At 67.1% G+C, this 18,278-nt stretch carries 16 protein-coding genes; 1 reads left to right on the top strand and 15 read right to left on the bottom strand.

Features of this window, described 5'->3' with window-relative positions; translation table 11 throughout:
• Window positions 1-14: 14 nt before the first annotated feature.
• Window positions 15-1,070, bottom strand: coding sequence for a class 1 fructose-bisphosphatase (locus QX094_RS19345; RefSeq protein ID WP_315714336.1), 1,056 nt, complete (start codon window positions 1,068-1,070; stop codon window positions 15-17).
• A 146-nt stretch (window positions 1,071-1,216) separates the two neighbouring features.
• Here QX094_RS19345 and QX094_RS19340 point away from each other — a divergent pair, with 146 nt between their 5' ends.
• A complete protein-coding gene (locus tag QX094_RS19340; protein ID WP_315714335.1) occupies window positions 1,217-2,137 on the top strand; it encodes a LysR family transcriptional regulator in 921 nt (306 codons plus the stop codon).
• 48 nt (window positions 2,138-2,185) lie between these two features.
• Here the strand turns inward: QX094_RS19340 and bchJ are convergent, their stop codons facing one another.
• From bchJ to bchB, 14 genes are all read right to left on the bottom strand, one after another.
• Window positions 2,186-2,851 (bottom strand): bacteriochlorophyll 4-vinyl reductase, encoded by a 666-nt coding sequence (gene bchJ / locus QX094_RS19335; protein ID WP_315714333.1) that lies wholly within the window; start codon window positions 2,849-2,851, stop codon window positions 2,186-2,188.
• A 1-nt stretch (window position 2,852) separates the two neighbouring features.
• The gene (bchE, locus tag QX094_RS19330) at window positions 2,853-4,457 is read right to left on the bottom strand and encodes a magnesium-protoporphyrin IX monomethyl ester anaerobic oxidative cyclase (RefSeq protein WP_315714331.1); all 1,605 of its coding nucleotides are present in this window, start codon (window positions 4,455-4,457) and stop codon (window positions 2,853-2,855) included.
• A 94-nt stretch (window positions 4,458-4,551) separates the two neighbouring features.
• Window positions 4,552-5,763, bottom strand: a complete 1,212-nt coding sequence (hemA, locus tag QX094_RS19325) for a 5-aminolevulinate synthase (protein WP_315714330.1) — start codon at window positions 5,761-5,763, stop codon at window positions 4,552-4,554.
• A complete protein-coding gene (gene puhE / locus QX094_RS19320; RefSeq protein ID WP_315714329.1) occupies window positions 5,760-6,803 on the bottom strand; it encodes a putative photosynthetic complex assembly protein PuhE in 1,044 nt (347 codons plus the stop codon). Before puhE ends, hemA begins: the two co-directional genes overlap by 4 nt.
• A 13-nt stretch (window positions 6,804-6,816) precedes the next feature.
• Window positions 6,817-7,878, bottom strand: coding sequence for a magnesium-protoporphyrin IX monomethyl ester (oxidative) cyclase (acsF, locus tag QX094_RS19315; RefSeq protein ID WP_315714328.1), 1,062 nt, complete (start codon window positions 7,876-7,878; stop codon window positions 6,817-6,819).
• The gene (locus tag QX094_RS19310) at window positions 7,875-8,180 is read right to left on the bottom strand and encodes a hypothetical protein (protein WP_315714327.1); all 306 of its coding nucleotides are present in this window, start codon (window positions 8,178-8,180) and stop codon (window positions 7,875-7,877) included. The genes acsF and QX094_RS19310 overlap by 4 nt, the downstream gene beginning before the upstream one ends.
• Window positions 8,177-8,644, bottom strand: coding sequence for a photosynthetic complex assembly protein PuhC (puhC, locus tag QX094_RS19305; RefSeq protein WP_315714326.1), 468 nt, complete (start codon window positions 8,642-8,644; stop codon window positions 8,177-8,179). The genes QX094_RS19310 and puhC overlap by 4 nt, the downstream gene beginning before the upstream one ends.
• Window positions 8,645-8,660: 16 nt before the next feature.
• Entirely contained in the window at window positions 8,661-9,311 is a 651-nt protein-coding gene (gene puhB, locus QX094_RS19300) for a photosynthetic complex putative assembly protein PuhB (protein ID WP_315714325.1), read from the bottom strand.
• The gene (gene puhA, locus QX094_RS19295; protein ID WP_315714324.1) at window positions 9,308-10,090 is read right to left on the bottom strand and encodes a photosynthetic reaction center subunit H; all 783 of its coding nucleotides are present in this window, start codon (window positions 10,088-10,090) and stop codon (window positions 9,308-9,310) included. The genes puhB and puhA overlap by 4 nt, the downstream gene beginning before the upstream one ends.
• A 19-nt stretch (window positions 10,091-10,109) precedes the next feature.
• Window positions 10,110-11,540 carry a BCD family MFS transporter gene (locus tag QX094_RS19290; RefSeq protein WP_315714323.1) on the bottom strand — a complete coding sequence of 477 codons (1,431 nt, stop codon included), beginning with the start codon at window positions 11,538-11,540 and terminating at the stop codon, window positions 10,110-10,112.
• Window positions 11,537-12,238, bottom strand: coding sequence for a magnesium protoporphyrin IX methyltransferase (gene bchM / locus QX094_RS19285; protein WP_315714322.1), 702 nt, complete (start codon window positions 12,236-12,238; stop codon window positions 11,537-11,539). Before bchM ends, QX094_RS19290 begins: the two co-directional genes overlap by 4 nt.
• A 15-nt stretch (window positions 12,239-12,253) precedes the next feature.
• Window positions 12,254-13,159, bottom strand: a complete 906-nt coding sequence (bchL, locus tag QX094_RS19280) for a ferredoxin:protochlorophyllide reductase (ATP-dependent) iron-sulfur ATP-binding protein (protein ID WP_315714321.1) — start codon at window positions 13,157-13,159, stop codon at window positions 12,254-12,256.
• Window positions 13,156-16,746: a magnesium chelatase subunit H gene (locus tag QX094_RS19275; RefSeq protein ID WP_315750183.1), complete on the bottom strand. Its 3,591-nt coding sequence runs from the start codon at window positions 16,744-16,746 to the stop codon at window positions 13,156-13,158. Before QX094_RS19275 ends, bchL begins: the two co-directional genes overlap by 4 nt.
• Window positions 16,721-18,277, bottom strand: a complete 1,557-nt coding sequence (gene bchB / locus QX094_RS19270; protein WP_315750182.1) for a ferredoxin:protochlorophyllide reductase (ATP-dependent) subunit B — start codon at window positions 18,275-18,277, stop codon at window positions 16,721-16,723. The genes QX094_RS19275 and bchB overlap by 26 nt, the downstream gene beginning before the upstream one ends.
• Window position 18,278 lies beyond the last annotated feature (1 nt).

Below are 18,278 nucleotides of genomic sequence, written 5' to 3'. Positions count from 1 at the left end.
TTCGGCAGGCGGGCTCAGCGGAACAGGCCGCGCCGCGCGAACAGGGGCGCATCGCTGGTTTCGAACAGCGGCTCGATGCCCTCATGCAACTGGTCGACGTCGCGGACAAGGCGGACGTCGCCCATGATCAGCGGCGCGCGCTGATGCGGCGAGCGCGCCGACAGTTCGAGGATGCGCGAACGGCCGCTCGAGGCCGAGCCGCCGGCCCATTCCATGATCAGCGCCATCGGATGCGCTTCGTAGACCAGCCGCAGCCGGCCCTCGCGATAGCCGGGGCGGGAGTCGGCCGGATAGAGGAACACGCCGCCGCGCATCAGGATACGATAGGCCTCGGCGACCAGCGAGGCGATCCAGCGCATGTTGAAGTCGCGGCCGCGCGGGCCGGCCGCGCCCGACAGGCATTCGTCGACATAGTTGCGCACGGTCCCGCTCCAGTGCCGGCGGTTCGACGCGTTGATGGCGAACTCCGGCGTATCCTGCGGGATGCGGATGCCAGACTTGGCGAGCATGAACTCGTGCAAGGTCGGATGCAGGACGTAGAGATCGACGCGATGGTCGATCGCGAGCACCAGGCAGGTCTGTGGTCCATAGACAAAGAAGCCGGCGGCAAGCTGTGCCGTGCCGGGCTCGAAGAAGCTGGAGAGCACGTCGCGGCCCCGCGGGCGGATCGAGAAGATGGTGCCGACGGAGATGTTGTTCTGCAGGTTCGACGAGCCGTCGAGCGGGTCGATCGCCACGCAAAGTGGGGCAGCAGCATTGACCGTTTCCGGCCGGTCGACCTCCTCGGACAGGATGCCAGCGACCGGAGCCCGGCGCAGCGCATCCCGCATCAGATTGTCGGCGACGATGTCGAGCGCCTTCTGGACGTCGCCGTCGGCGTTCACGGTGGCGGCGCCTTCGTCGACGCCAGACAGCGGTGCGACCGCGATCTGCCGCGCGAGTTCGCGCGCCGCCCCGGCCAGAGCCTCGATGACCGCGGCGCAATCGGCGTCGGCACCCTGCGCCGCCAGATGTGCCTGCAATGTCTGATGTTGATCCATTTGGTGATTCATGGGCCACTCCCTCGCCATCAGCTCCTCTGCCGGGAACTTGATGAAGCCGCACGAATGCGTCGTGCCGCGCTGCTATCAACACTCGATTTGCCTAATTAGGGAAATTTCATTATCTTTGGATAGACTAAAGTTTTCCTTATACTGGCGATCTCATCGAGGGTTCCATGAGCCGGCACTTCTCTCGCGATCTCACCATCCGCCAGCTTCGGGCGCTGGCTGCCGTGCAAAACTCGGGGTCGGTGACGTCTGCGGCCGGCCGTTTGAACCTCACTCAGCCTGCCGTGACCCTGCAGATTCGCAATCTTCAGGAGCTCGCCGGGCTGCCGCTGATCCAGCGCACCACCGACGGCATGATCCTGACCGAGGCCGGCCGCAGCGTCCTGGCACTCGCCGAGCGCGTCGAAGCCGCGCTGCAGGACTGCGAGCAGGCGCTCGACATTCTGGCGGGACGCAGCGGCGGCCGCGTGGCGATCGGCGCGGTCAGCACCGCGAAATATTTCGTGCCGTTTGCGATCGCGGAATTTTCGCGGCGCTTCCCCAAGATCGACGTCACCTTGCGGATCGGCAATCGCGACAGCCTGCGCGAGGCACTGCGCGGCTATGATCTCGACATCGCCATCATGGGCCGGCCACCGGCCGACGTTCCCGTGGATATGCGGCCGTTCGGAAAGCACCCGCACATCATCATCGCCCCAGCCAACCACCGGCTGGCGCGCCGCAAGCGGATCGCGGCCGAGGATCTCGCCGGCGAGGTGTTCATCACCCGGGAGCCGGGATCGGGCACCCGGCTGCTGATGGAGACATTCTTCGAGAAGCATGGTCTGAAGCCGAAGACCAGCATGGAGATGGACAGCAACGAGACCATCAAGCAGGCCGTGATCGCCGGCCTCGGCATCGCCTTCATCTCGCAGCACACCGTCGCCCATGAGCTCAGCGAGGGGCGGCTGGTGACGTTGAAGGTCGCGGGATTGCCGATCATCCGCCAGTGGCACGCGGTGCGGCGCGCCGACAAGCTGCTGCTGCCGCCGGCGCAGGCGATGCTGGACTTCTTCGGCAAGGAAGGAGCGCGGTTTCTGCCGAGCTGAGCGCGACAACCGATGCCATTGCGGTGTCACGTCTCGCATGGCGCCGTCTCACCAGCCGATCTCGAACCGGCAGGCCTCGTCACCCCAGGCTTCGCAGGCAATCTCGCGCGCATGGGCGTCGGGATGCACGAGCCTTGCGAACAGCGTCTCGAACGTCCCAGCGTAGAAGTCGCAGATGGCGTGATCGCCGTGATGGCCGCGGCACAGCGGACAATGGCTGATCTGGTAGATGGTGGGCCGACCTGGGCGTACGGTGAAGGTGCCGGTCCCGGCAAACGTCCAGGCATGCGCGGATATCGCCCGCGTCAGCACGCCGCTCGCGAGCCGGGCCGGCAGCAGCCGGAGCACGCGGTGCGCCGCGGAGGGGATGCGATGCGCGAGCAGATAGGCCGCCGTCAGCCGCCCTGCCCTGGTGCTGACGGCGCGCGCAGCATCGTCGTCGAGCTCGGTCCGAAGCGCACGATGGAGCCGCGTGACCTCGGCTTCGTCGACCATCGCCGCCGGAGGCGTCGCGAGATAGGTGTCGAGCCGCGCGGCCGCGAAGACGCGGCGCGCCGCCTCCTCGCCGTGCAGCTGACGCAAGGCCTCCGCGGTCTGGATGATCGCGTTGGGACCGATGCGGCCGGCGATGTGGCCTTCAGCAACGCCGTCCTGATGGTCAGGCGCGGCGTCAGCACGCGGCAGCGGAACGTGCCGGGCGCACGTGCCGTGCATTTCAATGCACCCGCGTCTCGGTCTCGTCGTTCATCTGCCCGGCACCGCCGCCACAGGCCATCACCTGCGCCTGCTGCGGTCCGCTCAGCTTGCGATTATGGCTCGTCTTCCATTCGACCTTGCCGGGATCGGCGCGCCTGCGCGACGTATCGAAGCCGAAATCGACCTTGCCCTTGGACTGCGGCCCCCAGTAATTGACGCGGCCAAGATCGTAGAATTTCCGCTCGAAGCCCGACTTCAGGAACGCCTTGAGGCAGCCGAGCAGATAGCGGCGGCGCTCGCCGGAGCCGGCCCAGGGATAGGAGAACAGCGCCTTTAGGATGTAGAAGCGGCGATAGTTGTTCATGACGCCGTCGAGCAGCTCGCCGCGGTCCATCGCGTCCGGCTTCATGATCGGGGTGACGAAATTGTACTTCTCGTAGTCGAAGATCTCGACCTTGTCGCCGAGGTCGCGGAACAGATCGGAGAAAGGCCAGGGCGTGTACATCGCCCAGTTGGCGAGATCCGGCTTCCAGTCGCGCGCCATCTGGTAGGTCTCTTCCAGGGTCTCGCGGGTCTCGTTCTCAAGGCCAACGATGAACTGGGCCTCGACGACGATGCCGGCGTCGCGCAAGAGCTGGATCGCCTTCTTGTTCTGCGCGACCGTGGTCTCCTTGTTGAAGCGGTCGAGCTTCATCTGCGCCGCGGCTTCCGTCCCCAGCGAGACGTGGATCAGGCCGGCCTTGCGGTACAGCGGCAGCAGCGCTTCGTCGCGCAGGATGTCGGTGACGCGGGTGTTGATGCCCCAGAGGATCTTGAGGTCGCGGCGGATCAGCTCCTGGCAGAAGGCTATGAATTTCTTCTTGTTGATGGTCGGCTCCTCGTCGGCCAGGATGAAGAAGCCGACATCGTGCTCGCGCATCAATGTCTCGATCTCATCGACCACCTTCTTCGGGTCGCGGATGCGATAGTCGCGCCAGAATTTCCATTGCGAGCAGAAGCTGCAGGTGAACGGGCAGCCGCGCGCCATGTTGGGGATGGCGACGCGCTTGTTCATCGGGATGTAGATGTACTTGCTCCATTCGAGCACGCTCCAATCCGGCGTGATCGCATCGAGGTTCTTCACCGTCGGCGCCGCCACCGTCGCCACGACCTCGCTGCCGTCGCGATAGGCGATGCCCTTGATGCTGCGGCGGTCCGTCGCCCAGCGGCCGTCCTCGCGGGCGCGCATCAGGTCGACGATGATCTCCTCGCCCTCGCCGCGCACGATGGCGTCGATCCACGGCGCCTCGGTCAGCACCTGCTGATACATGAAGGTGGCGTGGATGCCGCCGAGCACGGTCAGTGCGTCCGGGTGCTCCTCCCGAGCGATCTCCAGAAGACGCTCGGCCTTGTAGATGGAGGGCGTGATCGCGGTGCACCCGATCACGTCAGGCTTTTCGCTGCGCAGGATGGCGCGGACCTGATCCTCGGAGAGATCGTTGGTCATCGCGTCGATGAAGCGGAGGTCGGTGAAGCCGGCCGCCTTCAGCGCGCCAGAGATATAGGCCGCCCAGGCGGGCGGCCAGTTGCCGGCGATCTCGGCGCCGCCGGAGTGATAATTCGGATGCAGCAACAAGATCCGCACGGCGTTCTCCCCGATTATCAATTTGTCTATCAATCTTAACGTCAAGATAGATTGACAATTTGATCTGGCTCAAACGCCGCGCGAAAGCGTCACCTCATGCCGCTTGTGCGAGACCCATCTCGGCCCAGATCTCCGAGAGTGCCGCAACGAGATGCTCGATATCCGCATCGGAATGATAGGGCGACGGCGTGATGCGCAGCCGTTCGGTGCCGCGCGGCACCGTCGGATAGTTGATCGGCTGCACATAGATGCCGTAGCGGTCGAGCAGGATGTCGCTGATCCGCTTGCACAGCACAGGATCCCGCACCATCACCGGCACGATATGGCTGGGATTGTCGAGATGGCTGACGCCGGCCTCGTCGAGCCGGCGACGCAGCCGAGCGACACGGTCCTGGTGCCGGGCGCGCTCGGCATTGCTGGCCTTCAGATGCCGGATGCTGGTTAGCGCCCCCGCCGCCACCGCCGGCGGCAGCGAGCTGGAGAAGATGAAGCCGGAGGCAAAGCTGCGAACGAAGTCGCAGACCGTGTTGGAGGCCGTGATATAGCCGCCGATCACGCCGAACGCCTTGGCCAGGGTACCCTCGATCACGGTCAGGCGATCGGCCACGCCGTCGCGCTCCGAGATGCCGCCGCCGCGCGGACCGTACAGGCCGACGGCGTGGACCTCGTCGAGATAGGTCATGGCGTTGAACTCGTCGGCGACGTCGCAGATGTCCGAGATCGGCGAGATGTCGCCGTCCATCGAATAGACGCTCTCGAACGCGATCAGCTTCGGCGCCTTGGGATCGAGATCCGACAGCTTGTCGTGGAGATCGGCGACGTCGTTGTGGCGCCAGATCCGGGTGTCGCAGCGGCTGTGGCGGATGCCCTCGATCATCGAGGCGTGGTTGAGCTCGTCGGACAGGATCACGCAGCCGGGCATGCGCGAAGCCAAGGTCGACAGCGACGTCCAGTTCGAGACATAGCCGGAGTTGAACAAGAGCGCAGCCTGCTTGCCGTGGAGATCGGCGAGCTCCTCCTCCAGCAGGACATGATAGTGGTTGGTGCCGCTGATGTTGCGGGTGCCGCCGGCGCCGGCACCGCAGCGGTCGAGCGCCTCGTGCATCACCTCCAGAACCTTGGGGTGCTGGCCCATGCCGAGATAGTCGTTGGAGCACCACACCGCGACATCGCGCTCGCCATGGGGGCCACGATAGGTCGCACGCGGGAAGGCGCCGGCCTTGCGCTCGAGGTCGGCGAACACGCGATAGCGTCCTTCGCGCCTGAGACCGTCGAGCTGGCGGCGGAAATAGTCTTCGTAGTTCATGGTACTCCCCCCTGTGCTGTCGTGTTCGGATCGACCGGCGGCGTGACCGGCACCGCGGCCAGTCCGGTGATGGTTTGCGCCTGCGCGTCAGCGCGGGCCTGGCGATAGGCTTGGCGGAATTGCTCTTCGAGCCGCTGCCGTGCTGCGGCTGCTGCATTCTTCTGAACAGAGACGGGACGCTCGGCCTGCGGCGCAGGAGAGACTACCGCGAGCACCGGCCGGACCAAAGGCGTCGCGGGCACTGGTGCGGGAGCGGCAGCCACGACCGCCATCGCAGGCACGGCAGGCTCGACTGGCGCGCTCCAGCGCCACAGATTGATCACCGGCATCGGCAGCGCCATGAAGCCATGCTCGAGCAGGCCGAGCGCGATCAACGATGCGAGCAGTGACAGCGCGACGCCGTCGAACGATGACGTTGCGCCGATCGCGGCAGCCGCGACCATCACGGTCGCGGTGGTCGCCGCGGCAATCGAGAACGGGAACAACGGGTTGGTGGACTTCTTTGCAAAATAGCTGCGCATGAAGCGGACCTGCTGCGGCAGCAGCTCGTCGTTCAGGGTGCGCACGCCAAGGAACAAATTGATCTTGGCGCTTTGCCGCAGCACCAGCAGTGCCGCGAAGGTCCACCAGCTGAGACGGTTGGGCGCGCCCGATGTCACCGCGAAGACGAGGCCCGCTGTCGCGATCAGCGCCAACTCGTGATAGGCGATCGCCTGCAGCGCGAAGCCGACGCGCGAGGCGGGCGTGCAGTCCCGCGGGCACGCCTCGGGCCGCGGGCCGGTGATCCAGCCGGCGAGCAGCGACATCTCGACCGTGCCCCACAGGAGAATGGCGCAGGTGAAGGCGCAATAGGCGTTGGCATCCTCCGCCGCCTGGCTCGACACCGCGACGCCCGACAGGGCCGCGACGAAGGCTGCGGCCGTGCCCCATTTGAACGCGGCCGGATGGCGGGCGGCGAGCCCGACCAGCGCCAGCACGGCGCCGGTCGAGAACCACCAGACGAACACGACGTAGGGAATGGCAATCGCGGTCGCGCCCATGGCCGGCTCCTTGTCACCAGGCGGGTTGCAGCCTGATCTCCCGTGGCAGTTCGTTGCTCTTGGCCGGCAGCATGTACAGCCGGCCGAAGGTCAGCGCCGCCTTGAGCGGCAGCACGGCGCGCTTGAGCGTGCCCATGATGCCCCCCTGTGCCTTGGCATCGGCAATCGCCTCCGATACCTGGCGCAGCTGCCTCAAGCCGGCCCAGAAGCGCGGATTATCGATGTCCAGCATGACCGGGAACACCTGGCGCGAGATCTCCGAGGTGATCCGGAACACGCGCATGTCGTACTCGTCCACCGGCATGCCGAGCGCCTCGTAGAAGGCGGGGCGCATGTGGTCGCGGACATGCATCGTCGCGAACACCGCGAGCAGGAAGAACTTGATCCACAGCTTGTTGAGGCCGCTGAGCAGCTTCGGATCGGCGCGCATGAGAAGCGCGAACGCCTCGCCGTGCCGGAACTCGTCGTTGCACCACCGCTCGAACCACTTGAAGATCGGGTGGAACTGGCGCTCCGGATGCCGCTCCATCTGGCGATAGATGGTGATGTAGCGGGCGTAGCCGATCTTCTCGGACAGATAGGTCGCGTAGAAGATGAACTTCGGCTTGAAGTAGGTGTACTTCTTCGTCTTGGTGAGGAAGCTGAGGTCGACGCCGATGCCGTGATCCTTGAGGATCTCGTTGATGAAGCCGGCATGGCGCGCCTCGTCGCGGCTCATGAACTGGAACAGCTCGCGGATATCGGGATTGGTGATCCGCTTCTTGATCTCGGCATAGAGCACGCAGCCGGAGAACTCGGCGGTCAAGGACGACACCAGGAAGTCCTTGAACTCCACGCGAAGCGCCTCGGGCAGCTCGTTCAGATCCTTCTCGAATTCCGGCGTGCGCACGAAGTGCTTGCGGTTGTGGTCGGCGCGCAGCTCGGCCATGACCGCATCCCATTCGCGGCGCACCAGGTCGACGTTGAGCCGGTCCATCGCCGCAAAGTCGGTGGTGTAGAAGCGCGGCGTGAGGATCGTGTCCTCCAGTGCCATCTTGGTGGAGATGTTGCCGCTTCCGCCTTCCATCGCGATCATCTGACCCTCCCGTCCGAAAAGCTGACGTCGTACAATTCCGTGAGCTCGAGATAGCCCGCGACATGCATCATCAGGCGCTTCAAGGGACCTGCCCGCACCACCGTGGCGGTGCGGCGCAGGTTGAGCTGCTCGCCGAACTTCACCACGATCGGCGCGCCCTGGATCAGCACTTCGTCGCCCGGACGAATGTTGACGTCGCGGTCGAGCGTGACATGGGCATGCAAGGTCTCGGAGGTCTGCTCGATCTCGATGCTGCAGCCGATGTCGAAGCGGCGCGGCCCGGCGGCCCATAATCCTCTCATCGCGGCTCTCCCATCGCCATCAATCCCGTGAACCGGCGCATGTTGTCGGCGCCGAACGGCGCGAGATCGATCCGCCGGCCGGTGGCGGGATCGTCCAGTGTCAGATGGCCGTCGGACCAGCGGTTGATCGTGAACGCCGGGCCCGATCCGATCGCGAGACGCTGGCGGTCGAAGGCCATGCTGCGCAGCACGGTGCGCAGGAAGCCATCGCCGCCGGCCTCGACCACGGTCACGAGCTTGCCGCTGTCGGGCGACACCACCGCAATGCCGCCATCGGCACGGTCCTCGAACCGCAGCGCCGTCGACTGCACCGCCGTGACGTGGTCGTTGCGCACCGTGCCGATACCCGTGACCCGGCCGACGCCGGCCGCGAGCAGGGCAAAGGCGACCAGCGCGAAGGCCGCGCGGAGCGCGCCCTTCGGAATGATGATCTCGGCTTCGGCATGGCTATCGGCGTTGCTCATCGCGCCCTCCTCCCGATCACGCCGCGCTGGCGACCGCCGCCGGCGGTGCGCCTTGCGACTGACCATTGGCTGTCGGCAGCGGCTGCGCGGCGACGGCGCCATCCGACGCCGCAACCAGCGCCTTGGCAAGAATCTCGGCGACGTTGCGGGCGTCCGGAACGCCGCGCAGCATCGGCTCGACCTCGTTCAGCCGCCACGGCCGCGCATGCGGCCACAGCAGCAGATACGACAGCCGCTGCTGCGCGGTGACGCCGAGCGGCAGATCGCCGGAGCCATCGGAGAACAGCTTCGCATCCGCCCGTGCCACCTGCTTGAACGGCACGTTCAGGGTCATCGGCAACACGGCGCCGAACTGCAGCAGTACGCGCCGGCTGGTAATGGTATAGCGCGTGGTGCGGCTGTAGAGCACCGCGAGCCCGGTGAGCAGCAGCGTCGCCAGTGCCACCGGCGTCACCAGCGACGAGGCGCCGACGACCGAGGCCGCGAGCGGCTGATGATCGAGCACGCCCGCCACAACGCGCGCGCCGAACAGCGCCGCGAAATAAGCCAGCACGAGGCGCAGGTGGAACACCCGCAGCAGCAGCGCCTTCACCGTGGGCTGTCCCTGCCAAAGCAGCCGCTCGCCCTCCGGCAGCATCAGCGTGTCCATCTCCCTGCGCGTACTCACAGCAGCGGCTCCTGCCGTGCAGCAGTCGCGTAGAGATGACCGCCGCCATAGTAGCCGACGATCTTGTCTTCCTCGAGCTTGGTGACCTGGTCGGGGTTGGCAAGGCCCGGCACGCTGGCGAATTGCGAGCCGAGGATGGCATCGACCAGCACCGCCTTACGCGACCTGTCGACGATGGCCATGGTCATCGGCAGCAGCACGTGACGTCCGACGATGCCGTCGACCTCGACCTCGAGGTATCGGATCAGCATCTCGGCGCGGTCGACCCAGACCTCCCGAACCTTGCCGCCGAGCCTGCCGTCGCAACCCAGCACTGGCATGCCGCGCGGATCCGGATCTTCGGAGGCGATGAAGATGCTGCCGTCGACGCGCAGCGGCACGATCGCAGGGATGTTGTCGATGGTCAGCTCCGGCTCGTCCTTGCGCGCGGCAAAGGAGCCCGGGCCGACACCGTCGAGCATCGGATTGCCGGTCGGCAGATAAGGCGTGCCCGGCCAGGGATACATCGGCGTCACCGGCGCATCGGCGCGGTCGTTGTCCCAGTTCGGCAGGGTCGCGGTGCGGCCGCCATGCATGTGGTAGGTCTTCGGGCTCGGCGGGGTCGGGAAGCCGTGACCGCTCGAGGCGGTCCGGCGGCCGACGCGGCCCTCGAACTGCAGCGGATAGCCTTCGCGCTTGTCCTCGGTGCGCAGGTAGAGGATCAGGGCTGCGAAGAACACCCAGAACCCGTAAAGCACCACCTGGGCGACATCGATGTAGCTCGTGAAAGACGTCTGCATGGTTTCCTCCCCGACCGGGCTAACCTGGAAATTCAGCGATTCCGAATTGTAGTTGCTGCGGCTCCGCCGCTCGCCGCCGCACCAGCGGTCCGATGACCGCAAGCGTGACGAACAGCAGCGCGATTTCGACGTGGTAGACGATGCTGTAGCCGGTCGCGGGACCGGCAAGGGCGACGCCGAGGCGGCCATCCAGCGCGAGCTGCGACATCACATCGCGAATGGCGCCGCCGCCGGCGATCGCGAGCCCCGCCGCCGTCGCCTGCACCGCGCCCCAGGCACCGAGCGCAAGCCCGCTCTCGCCGTTCTGCACCAGTGCCATCGCCGCCGTCAGCGTGCCCACGGCGAACAGCCCGCCGCCGAGACCGATCAGCGTGGTGCCAATCCGGAACAACAAGGGTGAGGCCAGCGGCGCCGAGAAGATGACAGCAGAGAAAGCGAACAGCCCGACCAGTCCGCCGAGGGCGGCGATCCGATAGGGATCGGAGCCCTTGCCGAGGCGGCGCGCAGAGAGACCGAAGCCGGCCAGCGTGCCCGCGGCGAACAAGGCGGTCAGCGCCGTGGTCTCGCCGACGGTCAGATGCAGGATCTCAGCCCCGTAAGGCTCCAGCAGGATGTCCTGCATGGTGAAGCCGGCGGTGCCGAGCCCGACTGCGAGCAGCACGCGTGCCGAGCCACCCGCCTCCCGGAAGTGTCGCCAGGAGTCGCCGAAGCGCGGCCGCTCGCGGGCCGCCGACGTGCGCGACGGATCACGCGCCTCCTGCTTCCACAGCGCGATGACGTTGAGCACCATCTCGGTCAGCGCCGCGCCCTGGATCACCTGGATCAGCCGCATCTCGCTGAACTCGGCGAGCAGCCCACCGAAGGTCAGCGCGCTCGCCATCATGCCGAACATCAGCATCACGTAGAGAAAGGCGACGACGCGCGGACGCGAATGCTCCGGCGCGATGTCGGTCGCGAGTGACAGGCCTGCCGTCTGCGTCGTGTGCAACCCGGCGCCGACCAGCAGGAACGCAAGCGCGGCACCGATACGGCCGGCGATCACCTGGCCCGGTGCGTCGCCCGACGAGAGCACGAGCAGCGCGAACGGCATGATCGCGAGGCCGCCGAACTGCAACAGGGTGCCCATCCAGATGTAGGGCACCCGGCGCCAGCCGAGCACCGAGCGGTGATGATCGGACTTGAAGCCGATCAGCACCCGCAGCGGTGCGAACACCAGCGGCAGCGCCACCATGGTCGCGACCAGCCAGGAGGGCACGCCGAGCTCCACGATCATGACGCGGTTGAGCGTGCCGTTGAGCAGCACCACCGATATGCCGATCGAGACCTGGAACAGCGACAGCCGCATCAGGCGCGACAGCGGCAGCTCGGTCGAGGCGGCATCCGCAAACGGCAGATAGCGCGACGACAGCCGCATCCACGCCTGCATGATCGATGGTGCGCGTGCGCTCATGCCGGGCGGAGCTCCAGCGCCTGCGAGATATAGAAGCCGTTGGCGATGCGGCGGCTGCGGGCGCAGCGCCAGTCGGCGAGATCGTGATGGTCGGCGATCAGGCGATACAGCTTCTGCTCGGCGACCGGCTCGATCGACGGCGCGCGGTTGCCGCGCGGGAACACGCCACCGACGGCATGCATGACGGCGAGCAACGGCGTGCGCGGCGCATAGGTCATCAGGATCGCGTCGGAGGTGCGAGCGGCCAGACCGGCGACAATCCGCACGGCATCCTCGGCGCGGTAGTGGATGAACGAGTCCATCGCGACGACGAAGTTGAAGCCGCCGTACCTGGGATCGAGCATGTCGCCGGCGACGAACTGAATGGCGTTGCGGCTGATGTCGTCGGGCAGCCGGCGCTGGGCGATCTCGATCAGGGTCGGCGAAATGTCGACGGCGACGACATCGGCGCCGCGACGGGCCGCCTCGATCGAGAAGCTGCCGGTGCCGCAGCCGGCGTCGAGAATGCGCGCGCCGCGCAGATCGAGCGGGAGCCATGACAGCAGCGTCCGCCGCATCTCGTCACGGCCGGCCCGCACCGTGGCGCGGATGCGGCCGACCGGCGCATCCGACGTCAGCCGTGTCCAGGCGGCGACCGCGGTGCGGTCGAAATAGGTCTCCACTTCACTGCGGCGGGCGAGATATTGCGCTGAGGTCATCGGAGAGAGCCCTACTCAATCGAAACCAAGGAGATCGAAGATGTCGCGGTCCTTGAGCGGCACCGCCTGCATCGGCTCGCTGCCGGCGAGCAGCGAGGCGGCGAGGCGCAGATACTCGTTCTGGGCGCGCTCGACGTCGGGCGAGGCCTCCATCTCGAACAGCGTGCACTTCTTCAGCCGGCTCTTTCTGATGACGTCGAGATCGGGGAAGTGCGCCACCGTCCTCAATCCGGCCCGCTCGTTGAACTTGTCGATCTGGTCCGTCGCGGCGCTACGGTTGGCGATCACGCCGCCGAGCCGCACCGGATAGTTGCGCGACTTGGCCTGGATCGCGGCGACGATGCGGTTCATCGCGAAGATCGAGTCGAAGTCGTTCGCAGCCACGATCAGCGCACGGTCGGCGTGCTGCAAGGGCGCTGCGAAGCCGCCGCAGACGACGTCGCCGAGCACGTCGAAGATCACGACGTCGGTGTCTTCGAGCAGATGGTGTTCCTTGAGCAGCTTGACGGTCTGGCCGACCACGTAGCCGCCGCAGCCGGTGCCGGCCGGCGGCCCGCCCGCCTCGACGCACATCACGCCGTTATAACCCTGGTAGACGAAGTCCTCCGGGCGCAGCTCCTCGGCGTGGAAATTGACCTGCTCGAGAATGTCGATGACCGTCGGTACCAGCCGCTTGGTCAAAGTGAAGGTGGAGTCGTGCTTGGGATCGCAGCCGATCTGCAGCACGCGCTTGCCGAGCTTGGACAGCGCGACCGAGAGGTTCGACGACGTCGTGCTCTTGCCGATGCCGCCCTTGCCATACACCGAGAACACCTTCGCGGTGTCGATGACGACGTTCGGATCGAGCTGCACCTGCACGCTGCCGGCCCCGTCGGGGCGTCGCGGCGCGGTCGTCAGCGGCGGTCGTAATGTCACGTTCATGCGGCAACTCCCACGCCTTCGAGGCGATCTTCGAGCTCTTCCCCCGCCTTGCGCAGCACGTCGAGCATGTCGGGGTCCGGGGTCCAGTAATTGCGCTCATGCGCCTCGATCAGTCGGTTGGCGATCTTCGCCGACGCGGCCGGATTGAGCGAGGCAAGCCGCTCGCGCATCGCGGGGTCGAGCACGAAGGTCGTCGTGATCTGCTGATAGACCCAGGGCGCGACCTGGCCCGTGGTGGCCGACCAGCCGACGGTGTTGGTCACATGCGACTCGATCTGGCGCACGCCCTCATAGCCGTGGGCGAGCAGCGCCTCGTACCATTTCGGATTGAGCGTGCGGGTACGGGTCTCCAGCGCCACCTGCTCCGACAGCGTGCGCACCGTGCCTTCGCCGCGGGTCTGGTCGCCGATATAGACCGGTGCCGCCTCGCCCTTGGCGCGCTTCACCGCGCGGCTGATGCCGCCGAGCGTATCGAAATAATGGTCGATAGTGGTGACGCCGAGCTCGACCGAGTCGACGTTCTGATAGGCCGCATCGACGCCGGCCAGCACATGGCCGAGCAACGCGTCGCGCCGGACAGGGCGTCCGTCGGTGCCGTAGGCAAAGCCCTTGCGCCGTGTGTAGACGTCGGCGAGTTCGTCCTCATCGGTCCAGGCGCCGCAATCGATCAGGTGGTTGACGTTGGCGCCATAGGCGCCCTCGGCATTGCCGAACACACGCAGCGACGCATCCGCCAGCTCGCCGCCATGCGCGGCCTGGAACGCGACCGCGTGCTTGCGCACGTAATTCATGTCGGCCGGCTCGTCGGCGGACGCCGCAAGCAGCGCTGCTTCGGCGAGCAACTTGGTCTGCAACGGCATCAGGTCGCGGAAGATGCCCGAGAGAGTGATGACGACATCGATGCGCGGGCGGCCCAACTGCTCCAGCGGGATCAGCTTCGCGCCGCAGAGGCGGCCATAGCTGTCATGGCGTGGCTCGGCGCCCATCAGCCACAGCGCCTGCGCGATCGGCCCGCCCTCGGTCTTGAGATTGTCGGTGCCCCACAGCACCAGCGCGATTGTCTCAGGCAGCTTGTGGCCTTCACCTGCATGGCGGGCGAGCAGCCGCGCGACCTGGCGCTCGGCATCCTTGAGCGCGAAGGCGCTGGGGATGCGGAAGGGATCGAAACCATGCAGGTTGCGCCCGGTGGGCAGCACGTCGGTGTTGCGCAGCAGATCGCCGCCGGGCACCGGACGGATATAGCCGCCGTCGAGCGCGTGCAGGATCGCGGGCGTCTCGCTGTCGGTGGCGAGCATCCTGTCGAGCTCGGCACGCTTGGCCGGATCGGCGATGCCGGCGAGGTCGAGCAGCTCGGTCCGCTGCCCCTCGGGCGGCGGCGCGCCGACGATGTGCAGGCCGTGTGGGATCAGCGAGTATTCCAGCTCCAGCACGCTCGCGGACAGCGCGCCGATGCTGGCATCGCGCTCGTCGCCCCACAGCGGCTCGGCCGCGGCAAGATCGACCGCCGCCGCCTGCGCCTGGATCAGCGCCGCGCTGTCGCCCCTCACCTGCTCGGTCGCGTCCGGCGACAGATTGCGCCAGGCGTCGAGCGAGGATTTCAGATCGGCGAGCCCCTTGTAGAGGCCGGCGCTGGTGATCGAGGGCGTGAGATAGCTGATCAGGGTGGCACCGCCACGCCGCTTCGCCAGAGCGCCCTCGGACGGGTTGTTGGACGCGTAGATGTAGAAGTTCGGCAGGTCGCCGATCAGGCGCTCCGGCCAGCATTCCGCGGACAACCCGGCCTGCTTGCCCGGCATGAATTCCAGCGCGCCATGGGTGCCGAAATGCAGCACGGCGTGGGCGCGGAAATCCTCGCGCAGCCAGCGATAGAACGCCGCAAACGCATGCGTCGGCGCAAAGCTGCGCTCGAACAGCAACCGCATCGGATCGCCTTCGTAGCCGAACGCCGGCTGCAGGCCGACGAACAGATTACCGAACTGCTCGCCGAGCACGAGGAGGCTGGCGCCATCGGTCTGGTGGCGGCCGGGCGCCGGCCCCCACTGCTTCTCGATCTCGGCGAGGTGGCGCTCGCGCCGGACATGCTGATCCACCGGGATGCGCGCCGCGACATTGGCGGCGGTGCCGAAGCGCTCGGCATTGCCCTTGAGCACACGCGCGCGCAGCGCGTCCACGGTGTCGGGGACGTCGATCGTGTAGCCCGCCGCGCGGAGCGAATTCATCACATTGTGCAGCGACTCGAACACCGAGAGATAGGCGGCGGTGCCGGCGCTGCCACCGTTCGGCGGGAAGTTGAACAACACCACGCCGAGCTTCCGCTCGGCGCGCGCGGAGCGGCGCAGCTCGACGAGCCTGGCCACACGCGCGGCGAGTTGCGCCGCGCGCTCCGGCAGCGAGGCCATGTCGCGGCCGGCATCGGCCACCGCCGAGCGGCCGCCGAACACGGTCGGGCGGACGGCGCCGTCGAGCTCGGGAATCGCGACCATCATGGTGGCTTCGACGGGCGTCAGCCCGCGCGCGTCATCGCGCCACTGCTCGACGGTCTGGAATTCGAGCGGATGCGCCGCGATCAGCGGCACGTCGAGGCCGGCCATCACCTCTTCCGCGGCGCGCGCGTCATTGTAGGCGGGGCCGCCGACCAGCGAGAAACCGGTGAGCGAGATCACCGCGTCGACGGTGGCGACGCCGTCCTTCTGGAAATAGCGCTCAATCGCCGGGCGCGAGTCCAGCCCGCAGGCGAACACCGGAATGACCGCAAGCCCGCGCGCCTCCAGCGCCGCGATCACGCCGTCATAATGCGCGGTGTTGGCGGCGAGCAGATAGGAGCGCATCAAGATCACGCCGACGCGGCCGGCCGGCTTCGCCAGGGCCGGCAACTGGTCGGCGCGCTCGATGATCCGCGGCGACAGCCGCGGATGATAGAGGCCGACATCCGGATAGATCGCCGGCTCGGCCGCGTTGGTCTTGCCACGCAGCGCGGCGCGCGGGCCGTCGGCGTAGCGGCCGACCAGGAAGCGCACCATGTTCGCAAAGTTCTGCTCGGACCCGGCGAGCCAATATTGCAGCGTCAGGAAATAGGCGCGCAAATCCTGTGCGGTGCCGGGGATGTAGCGCAGCAGGCGCGGCATCCGCTGCAGCATCTTCATCTGGCCCTGGCCGCTGGAATTGCCGGAGCGGTTGCTGCCGCGCAGCCGCTTCAGCAGGCCGAGCACGCCGGTGGCCGAGCCCGACATCGTCAGCTTGCCGAGCCGCGTCAGCCGCACCACCTCACCGGCCGACAGACAGCCGATCATGGCGTCGCATTGGTCGCGGCGCGCCTGCAACGCCGGCAGCACCGGCTGGATGTGATCCTCCATGAACAGCATCGTGGCGACGACGATGTCGCCGGTGGCGATATCGGCAAGGCAATGTTCGAGCGCGGTCGGATTGCAGCCCCACTCGTCGGCCGCATGCACCTTCAGATCGAGCCCGGGCAGCTCCGCCTGCAACGCCGTGCGCGCGCGCACGGCAGCCGAGGCGAGATGGCTGTCCATCGTCACGATCACCACCCGGATGGGTGTGACGTCAGCGACCGAAATGCGCTTTGGCATCGTACAAGGTCTCGAGTGTGATCAGGTTGACGTTGCGCTCGCGCGCGAATCGTTCGGTGTTGCGCCGAGCCTTGCCGCGCACGAAGAACGGAATCTTGGTCAGCTCGCGCTCGGCGTCGGACGCCCAGGCAAGCTCGGTGGTGACGTAGGTTTCGACGACGCGCAGCTGCGGCTGCTGCGGCGGCGCGGCCGGTGCTGCGCCGAGATGCGACGGCGCGTGATCGGCGAATTCATGGTCCTCGCGGAACATGCCGAGCAGATGCTCCTCCAGGCCCATCATCAAAGGATGCACCCAGGTGTCGAACAGCACGTTGGCGCCTTCGAAGCCCATCTGCGGCGAATAGCGCGCGGGAAAATCCTGCACGTGGCACGGCGAGGAGATCACGGCGCAGGGAATGCCGAGCCGCTTGGCGATGTGACGCTCCATCTGCGTGCCAAGCACGAGCTCGGGCCGCAGCTCGCCGACGCGGGCCTCGACCTCCAGGTAATCATCCGTGATCAGCGGCTCCACGCCGTAGATCGCGGCGGCTTCGCGGATCTCGCGGGCGAACTCGCGGGCATAGGTGCCGAGGCCGACGACCTCGAAGCCGAGCTCCTGCGTCGCGACGCGCGCCGCGGCGACCGCATGGGTCGCGTCGCCGAAGATGAAGACGCGCTTGCCGGTGAGATAGGTCGAATCGACCGAGCGCGAGTACCACGGCAGCCGGCTCTCGCTGCGCGCCAGCACCGGCGCGGCATCGACGCCGGCGAGGCCTGCGACCTCCGCAATGAAGTCGCGCGTCGCGCCGACGCCGATCGGGATCGTGCGCGTGAAAGGCTGGCCGAACTGGCGATTGAGCCATTGCGCCGTCGTCAGCGCGATCTCGGGATACAGCACGATGTTGAAATCGGCGTCGGGAAGGCGGGCGAGATCGGCCGGCGTCGCGTTCCACGGCGCGACGACGTTGATCTCGATGCCGAGCTCCACAACCTGCCTGGTCACTTCCGCGAGGTCGTCGCGGTGACGGAAGCCGAGCGCCGTCGGACCAAGCAGGTTGCAGACTGGACGGGCGCCTGTCTTCCTTTCACGGCGGGGGGAGCCATCTGCGGAAGACGCAGCCAACGCCCGTACAATCCGGTAGAGCGTTTCTGAGGCGCCCCAATTCTCCTTGCGCTGATAGGCCGGCAGCTCGAGCGGGATCACCGGAATGGGAAGCTTCAAGGCCTGCGCGAGCCCGCCGGGATCATCCTGGATCAGCTCGGCCGTGCAGGATGCGCCGACCAGCATCGCCTGCGGCTGGAAGCGCTCGTAAGCGGCGCGCGCCGCGCTCTGAAGCAGATCCGCGGTGTCGCCGCCGAGATCGCGCGCCTGGAACGTGGTGTAGGTGACCGGCGGCCGGCGGTCGCGGCGCTCGATCATCGTGAACAGGAGATCGGCGTAGGTGTCGCCCTGCGGCGCGTGCAGCACGTAGTGCACGTCGCGCATCGCGGTCGCGATGCGCATCGCGCCGATGTGCGGAGGTCCTTCATAGGTCCAGACCGACAGCTGCATC

Origin of the sequence: Bradyrhizobium sp. SZCCHNS1050 (assembly GCF_032484785.1) — a bacterium.
Taxonomy (GTDB): domain Bacteria; phylum Pseudomonadota; class Alphaproteobacteria; order Rhizobiales; family Xanthobacteraceae; genus Bradyrhizobium.
The sequence above is the reverse complement of the archived record's forward strand: the minus strand, read 5'-3'. Positions and strand labels throughout refer to the sequence as shown.

Bases quoted from the DNA above. Each gene is read 5' to 3' on its own strand.
- QX094_RS19345 (WP_315714336.1), bottom strand. From the start codon at position 1,070: ATGGCGAGGGAGTGGCCCATGAATCACCAAATGGATCAACATCAGACA.
- QX094_RS19340 (WP_315714335.1), top strand. From the start codon at position 1,217: ATGAGCCGGCACTTCTCTCGCGATCTCACCATCCGCCAGCTTCGGGCG.
- bchJ (WP_315714333.1), bottom strand. From the start codon at position 2,851: ATGCACGGCACGTGCGCCCGGCACGTTCCGCTGCCGCGTGCTGACGCC.
- hemA (WP_315714330.1), bottom strand. From the start codon at position 5,763: ATGAACTACGAAGACTATTTCCGCCGCCAGCTCGACGGTCTCAGGCGC.
- puhE (WP_315714329.1), bottom strand. From the start codon at position 6,803: ATGGGCGCGACCGCGATTGCCATTCCCTACGTCGTGTTCGTCTGGTGG.
- acsF (WP_315714328.1), bottom strand. From the start codon at position 7,878: ATGATCGCGATGGAAGGCGGAAGCGGCAACATCTCCACCAAGATGGCA.
- QX094_RS19310 (WP_315714327.1), bottom strand. From the start codon at position 8,180: ATGAGAGGATTATGGGCCGCCGGGCCGCGCCGCTTCGACATCGGCTGC.
- puhC (WP_315714326.1), bottom strand. From the start codon at position 8,644: ATGAGCAACGCCGATAGCCATGCCGAAGCCGAGATCATCATTCCGAAG.
- puhA (WP_315714324.1), bottom strand. From the start codon at position 10,090: ATGCAGACGTCTTTCACGAGCTACATCGATGTCGCCCAGGTGGTGCTT.
- QX094_RS19290 (WP_315714323.1), bottom strand. From the start codon at position 11,540: ATGAGCGCACGCGCACCATCGATCATGCAGGCGTGGATGCGGCTGTCG.
- bchM (WP_315714322.1), bottom strand. From the start codon at position 12,238: ATGACCTCAGCGCAATATCTCGCCCGCCGCAGTGAAGTGGAGACCTAT.
- bchL (WP_315714321.1), bottom strand. From the start codon at position 13,159: ATGAACGTGACATTACGACCGCCGCTGACGACCGCGCCGCGACGCCCC.
- QX094_RS19275 (WP_315750183.1), bottom strand. From the start codon at position 16,746: ATGCCAAAGCGCATTTCGGTCGCTGACGTCACACCCATCCGGGTGGTG.
- bchB (WP_315750182.1), bottom strand. From the start codon at position 18,277: ATGCAGCTGTCGGTCTGGACCTATGAAGGACCTCCGCACATCGGCGCG.